The sequence below is a fragment of the Pseudanabaena biceps PCC 7429 genome (genome assembly GCF_000332215.1).
GTDB classification, from domain to species: domain Bacteria; phylum Cyanobacteriota; class Cyanobacteriia; order Pseudanabaenales; family Pseudanabaenaceae; genus Pseudanabaena; species Pseudanabaena biceps.
In genome coordinates this window covers 1-5,133 of record NZ_ALWB01000304.1, presented here as the reverse complement: position 1 = coordinate 5,133, position 5,133 = coordinate 1, and the positions used below count along the sequence as shown (strand labels likewise).

3 protein-coding genes are annotated in these 5,133 nt (G+C 45.0%); 1 reads left to right on the top strand and 2 read right to left on the bottom strand.

Annotated elements, in window-relative coordinates:
- Positions 1–65 precede the first annotated feature (65 nt).
- On the bottom strand, positions 66–941 hold the full coding sequence (locus tag PSE7429_RS21315) for a Uma2 family endonuclease (RefSeq protein WP_009629444.1): 876 nt from the start codon (positions 939–941) through the stop codon (positions 66–68).
- A 270-nt stretch (positions 942–1,211) separates the two neighbouring features.
- On the opposite strand from PSE7429_RS21315, the gene PSE7429_RS21310 reads away from it, so the two are divergent.
- The gene (locus PSE7429_RS21310) at positions 1,212–4,223 is read left to right on the top strand and encodes an SbcC/MukB-like Walker B domain-containing protein (RefSeq protein WP_009629443.1); all 3,012 of its coding nucleotides are present in this window, start codon (positions 1,212–1,214) and stop codon (positions 4,221–4,223) included.
- A 105-nt stretch (positions 4,224–4,328) separates the two neighbouring features.
- Here PSE7429_RS21310 and nusB read toward each other — a convergent pair whose 3' ends face one another.
- Entirely contained in the window at positions 4,329–4,970 is a 642-nt protein-coding gene (nusB, locus tag PSE7429_RS21305; RefSeq protein WP_009629442.1) for a transcription antitermination factor NusB, read from the bottom strand.
- Positions 4,971–5,133 lie beyond the last annotated feature (163 nt).

Here is a 5,133-nt window from a genome sequence, read left to right as displayed (position 1 = left end):
TGCTTCGCAACGCTTTCAAAAATTTCCTTGTGGTTCGTTTGATCGATAATTGCTGTAACTTGGTATTACTGGTTTGCTAAAAGTTGGCGTAATCGCAGAATTTCCTGTTCGGCAAGATCGGCGCGTTGCTTTTCAGCTTCAGCTCTTTGCTTTTCAGCTTCAGCCCTTAGCTTTTCAGCTTCAGCCCTTTGCTTTTCGGCTTCTAGCAATAATCGCTCTTGAGCAATTTTTTCCGATCCCCATAGCAACAGGCGATCGTCAGCACTCCACCAGCGCAGCCAATGGAAGGTTTGATCGAGTCTTTTGCCATACCAAGTTCCTAGGTATAGGTCGAGGGATTCAAGGAAATAGCGACCATTTTCATTCAGGGGTTGTAGCTCGTATTTACCCGAAGGGCTGAGTTTGCGGATTTCTAAGCGTCCGTCTTCAGGATCGAAAATCACATAGATGGGAACTTGCAGTATTTGCTCGTAGAAGTACATCTTGCCGTAGGGATGGGTAGGTCGGGTGGAATATTCTCCCGTTTCCTCCTCAGAGAGAAACTCCATCACGATCGCAGGAACTACACCATCAATATGGGGGCTATAGCTGCGACGGATCACATTTTTGCCGACAGGATTTACCTGCGGTACGTAAAACCAATCGGGGGCTTTGACAATCGTTCTCTGGTTGATTCTCACTACGAGAGCCATATTCGAGGCAACAATCGTCTCAGCAGCGAGGTGCTGTGCGATTTCTAAGCTTTCATTGAGCGCAGCGGCAAGGAGTGGTTGAGCAATACTTTCCACAGGATCGTCTGGTAATACAAAATTGGCAGGTAACTTTTCCCAGACTATAGTGGGTTTGGCTTTGGCTTTGGCGATCGCCTCTAGCACTTCAGGCTGGACTGAATGCGCTTTAGTCGGGATAGTGGGCGGCGGCGTTACGCTTACTTGAGTCATTGGTAGTTTCGCTAAATGACTAATTAGTTATTATGATTATAAGTAATTCAGCATAATTAAAAACCAAAACCAGAGAGCATATCGCCCGCTATGCGGGCGGTATGCTCTTCTAATAATCTCCCAAAGGAAACTTGCGGGGTTATTGAAACGAGCTTTGCTCGTTTCAATAACCCCCAACTTCTCAAAGTTCTCGTGGCGGACTACTAGGTTTTAAGTTTACTTATGCTTAGCTACCTAATTAACTGTGCGTTTTAACTGTGCGTTTTAACTATGCGTCCCATTGAATTAATTGTCGAAGGATTTACTAGTTTTCGTTCCCGTCAAGTTTTAGATTTTTCTAGCCTTGATTTATTTGCGATTACGGGAGCAACTGGAGCAGGAAAGACCTCTTTATTAGACGCGATTACCTTTGCTCTCTACGATAAGGTGGCACAAAAGCCCAACTCCTCAAGGGAATTAGTTAGCCAAGGCGCAGCGCAGTTAAAAGTTGAATTTCGATTTCTGATGCGCCAGACCGAATATCGGGCTGTACGGACTTGGCGAAACCGTGGCAAAACTGATGTTAAGAATTTTCTATTAGAGCAGTTAATTAACGAAGAATGGGACAGATGTCCGACCCAAAAAATCGAAGAAATCCTTGGGATGGATTTTGAAACCTTTACCCGTGTGATTATTTTGCCTCAGGGACAGTTTGATGAATTTCTCAAAGGTGAGGCTAGCAAACGACGAGAGATCTTGCGGCAGTTGGCAGGATTTCAGATTTTTGAACAAATGCGGAAGGAGGCAAGCGATCGCACCAGTCGTTTTAAAGCTGAACGAGAAGGCTTAGAGAAAGTATTAGCAGGAATGCAAGCTCCCACGCTTGAAGAGGTACGGGAGCGGCAATCGGAATTAGAACAGTTGGAAATAGCTATTCCTGAATTAGACGCAAAGGTAAGCCATGGGCGTAAGCTGTTAGAATCAGAACAAAGACTATTCGAGCAAATTCAACAATATGGCACTATTTCCAAGCATTTAGAGCAATTACAACAAAATGCTAATACCATTAAAGAGCGAGAAGCTCAACTGCGGAATGCCCAATTAGCGAACTCGATTGTCGGAACTTGGACGCTATTCCAAACTGCGCGTAAGCGAGCGGACATTACTCTCACTGAATTGACCACAGCAAATCACAATCTATCCAAGGCAAAGTTAGATCTTGAACAGCAAAAGGAGAACTACGAGCAGTTTCGGCATACTCACCTTGAGACTCAAAAACAAATCGAAGCTCAAGAACGTAATCTCGCCCTAGCCGAGTCACTTTACATTCAACAGCAGCAAGCCGAAGCCGAACTGGAGCGGGCTCAGCAAAATATGGCTGAGCGATCGCAGGTGCTTAAACAATCAAGGCAAGGTTTAACGCAAGCCGAACGAGAATTTCACGATACCGAGCGTCAATTACAAAAAATAGAAACAGAGATTACCAATGGCGATCGCGATTCCCTCCGCCTCGCTAGACTCCGACAAATTGCTGAGCCTTTAGCTGAGTGGCAACTGCGCCAAGATGATTTGGGCAAACAACAGCAAAAATTCCAATTGTTGCAAGGGGAAACCCATAAACTGACCCAGCAATTGGAGAGAATACATCAGGCGATCGCTAATGCCGATCACGAGTTTCAAGCTGTTAGCGATCGCTTGTCAACCGCCGAAGCCTCAAACCTAGAAGCTTTACAAAGCAATCATATCAATGCTTTACGCTCTGAACTCCACGATGGCGACCAATGTCCCGTATGTAATAATCTCTTCAGGCTCGAAGATGTCATCGAACGCCTTGAAATGGAACTAATTGACACGACTGCTACGATCGCTCAGAAGGATCTCGCGGAACGACAACTAGTAAAACTCAATGAAGATCGCGTCAAAGTTACGACGAGTTTAGAATCTTTGCACCATCAGCAACGGGAGCAAGAACGGGAAATTACAGAATTAGAAGCGCAGATTCGGCAAGTCCAATCGCAGATTGACAATCTATTCCAAACCTCATGGCAAGCTGCCGATATTCTGCGTGAGCGTCAAGCACTCGAAAATAAAGAAACTACCTATCAACAACTCATCACCGCACAAACAGAAATTGCGATCGCGCATCAAACTAATGAGAACAACCTGAAGACCCTTCGCGGAACCCAGCAATTAGCCCAATCTGAATATGATAAAGCCGAACTAGAGCGATCACTGAGACAATCTCAATTACAGGAAATCCAACAACGCTTGCAGTCGCTCACGAACGGGCAGAGTTATACATCGCTGCAACAGTTGGTTTTGCAGTCAAAGCTAGAACTAAGCGATCGCTTACAAACTATCGAAACCTCCTACCAACAGGCGCGGGAAATCTTTGTCAAACGGGAAGAAACAGCGACTAAAGCCCAAGAAAATTACCATAGCGTCATCTCCGAGCGATCGCAGCATGAAATAACTTGGCAAACAGAATTAAAATCTATCAATTTGTCGGAGTCAGAATTTCTCGCCGCTCAAGCTACGCGATCGCAGATAGAAGCATGGCAAAAAGAGATCGACAACTATCAACGTCAACACCAAGACTTAACAACGCGTGTGCAAATTTTGGCAGAGACGATCGGCGATCGGCATACTGACGAACAGGCGATCGGCAAACTAAGCGCCGACCTGCAACAACTAGAACTTGAATTAAAAGAGGCGAGCGAACATCGTGCTTCGCTCAAAGCATGGCTTGAACAGGCTCAGCAAAAACGTCAAGAATCCCAAGAATTGGAAACCCATAAAATTTCTCTACAGGCTCAAGAGCAAACTTTCTACACACTCGCTCAAGATCTCAAATCCGATAAATTCCAAGAATATATTCTCGATAGCCTCCAACAGGAACTTGCTACCCGTGCTTCGATCCTGTTACAACAGCTTTCGGATAATCGCTATATTCTCCAGATCGAAAGCGGTGATTATTGGGTATCTGACAACTGGAATGGTGGAGAAAAACGTCGCATTCGGACTCTTTCAGGGGGAGAAACCTTTGCAGCTTCTCTTGCGATGGCACTTGCCCTATCCGAAAAACTATCCATGGGAATCGAACTAGGTAGTCTATTTTTAGATGAAGGTTTTGGCACTCTCGACAGTGAAACCCTCGAAAGCGTTACTCAAATTCTCGAATCCCTTCGCCAACAGGAACGCTTAATCGGTGTCATTACCCATATTCAATCCCTTGCCGATCGCTTGCCTACTCAGATCCACGTTCGCAAATCGCCCAATGGTTCCGAATTGGTAATGATCTAAGTAGTTCGGTATAATTAAAAACCAAAACCTAGACGAGCGTACCGCCCGCTACGCGGGCGGTACGCTCGTCTAGGTTTTGTTTTTTAATTATGCTTAATTGCCTACTTATTTAGAATTGCGTAGTTCTTTAATTTGATCATCAATGCGACGCAAAACGCCATTAATAAACCGATAACCATCCTCACTGCTATAGCGTTTAGCTAGCTCTACCGCCTCATCGATCGCAATTTTACTAGCCACGCTCATAAACATCATTTCCGCCGTGGCAATCCGCAAAATATCTTTGTCTACCTGTGCTAGCCGCTCGATCTGCCAGTTTACTAAAGCACTACTAATAATTTCATCAATTTGCGATCGCTTGCCATTGACCGTCTTGAGAATATCGATCGTATAATTGCGCACCTCAGTCCGTTGCGCCAATACCAAGGTGACGGGAAATTCCAGAGCTGCCCCAATATTATTAATTGCATTTTTGGTCAGTTCGATCGCTTCTCGTACCATACCTTCAACGGCTTGGATATCTTGGCGGATGTCGCTAGTACGGTTTTCACTAGAAGTAATCCGCTCTTGACTACGTTGTAGCTCAGCGCTAGCGGTTTGTAATAATTCTTTAGTTTCATCTTGCAGCGATCGGACGACAGCGGTAACAATGTCATCAAGGGTCTTAGTTTCTAGCTTTTGGGATTGGCTAGGTAATTGGTTGATGCTAAAAAGTGCGAGTTCGCGGGCGATGTGGCGGGGTTGCATATGAGGAGATAAAATTAAGCCAATTGAACATCGTATCATTCTCTAGCATGTTTATTTTTTAGGGATTTGGCTTTGCCTAGCTCCCCATCAAAACACATCAATAAGTACCTCAGCATAATTAAAATCTAGATATAAAATCTGCGGCGCACGCTGCGCGTGCGCC

Excerpts from the sequence above, each read along its gene's own strand:
- PSE7429_RS21310 (WP_009629443.1), top strand. The coding sequence starts at position 1,212 with ATGCGTCCCATTGAATTAATTGTCGAAGGATTTACTAGTTTTCGTTCC.
- nusB (WP_009629442.1), bottom strand. The coding sequence starts at position 4,970 with ATGCAACCCCGCCACATCGCCCGCGAACTCGCACTTTTTAGCATCAAC.
- PSE7429_RS21315 (WP_009629444.1), bottom strand. The coding sequence starts at position 941 with ATGACTCAAGTAAGCGTAACGCCGCCGCCCACTATCCCGACTAAAGCG.